Source organism: Kitasatospora sp. NPDC059803 (assembly GCF_042732255.1).
Taxonomy (GTDB): domain Bacteria; phylum Actinomycetota; class Actinomycetes; order Streptomycetales; family Streptomycetaceae; genus Kitasatospora.
In genome coordinates this window covers 1-1,069 of sequence record NZ_JBHWIJ010000596.1, presented here as the reverse complement: position 1 = coordinate 1,069, position 1,069 = coordinate 1, and the positions used below count along the sequence as shown (strand labels likewise).

Annotated in this window: 1 protein-coding gene; it reads left to right on the top strand. The window is 77.7% G+C overall.

All coding sequences use genetic code 11. From position 1 onward, the window contains the following. The first annotated feature begins 171 nt into the window (after positions 1–171). Positions 172–864: an HAD family hydrolase gene (locus tag ACFV6I_RS39735; RefSeq protein WP_380431184.1), complete on the top strand. Its 693-nt coding sequence runs from the start codon at positions 172–174 to the stop codon at positions 862–864. Positions 865–1,069: the final 205 nt, after the last annotated feature.

Below are 1,069 nucleotides of genomic sequence, written 5' to 3'. Positions count from 1 at the left end.
GCGAACAGGGCCACCACCGCCGCCTGCACCGGGATCCAGACGGCACCGGCCGTGGGGGGGGGGGGCCGCGGGCCCCCCGCCCCCCCCCCCGGGGGCGGCCCCCGGCCCCCCTCGTCCCGACGCACACTCCGGCGAATCCCACAAAGCCAATCCCACCTGAAGGGCGTAGGCATGACCGTGGAGAGAATCAACGACTGGACCCCTGCAGCCGTCGTCTTCGACTGCGACGGCACGCTGATGGACACCGAGTCGCACTGGCACCAGGCCCGTGCGGAGGTGCTGCGAGGCTACGGACTCACGGCCGGACCGGAGTTCACGGCGCGCGCGGCCGGGTTGCACTACTCCGACTGCGGGCGGCTGATGGCCGAGACCGCCGGCGACCCCTCGCTGGCGCCGGAGCTGACCGACCGGCTGCTGGTGAGCTTCCGGGCGCTCGTCGACGCCGACCCGGTCCCGATGCCGGGCGCGGCCGAACTGGTCGGCCGGCTCAGCGGGTTCGTCCCGCTGGCGGTCGCCAGCAACTGCCCGCGCGACGTGATCGAGGCCGGACTCGGCGGCGCCGGACTGCTCGAACACTTCGAGCACATCGTGGTCCCGGCCGAGGGGATCGGGCCCAAGCCGGCGCCGGACGTCTACCTGACCGCCGCCCGGCTCTGCGGCGCCGAGCCCACCGACTGCCTCGCCGTGGAGGACACCTTCTGCGGCATCCGCTCGGCCGTCCTGGCGGGGCTGCGGGTGATCGGTGTCGGACCGCACCCGTCGACCGAGGCGCGGGAGGCGGTCGACCTGTGGGTCGCCACCCTGGGCGAGCCGGGACTGCTCGACTGGGTCCGGCGCCGGAGCGCTCTCGCCCTCACCAGCTGAGCAGCCCCCGGCGGGGCGGCCCCCGGCCGAACAGCCCCTGACCGGGCAGCGCCCGGCGGAGCGCAGGCCGGCTGGGGAGCCGGCTGGGCGCGGCCCCGGCCGGGGCGGGGGGGGACGGGGCGGCGGGGGCGGGGGCGGGGGCGCCCACCCGGTAGGGGCCCCCGCAAGCGGGGTGGGGGGGGGCGGGGTGGGGGGGGGCGCGGGG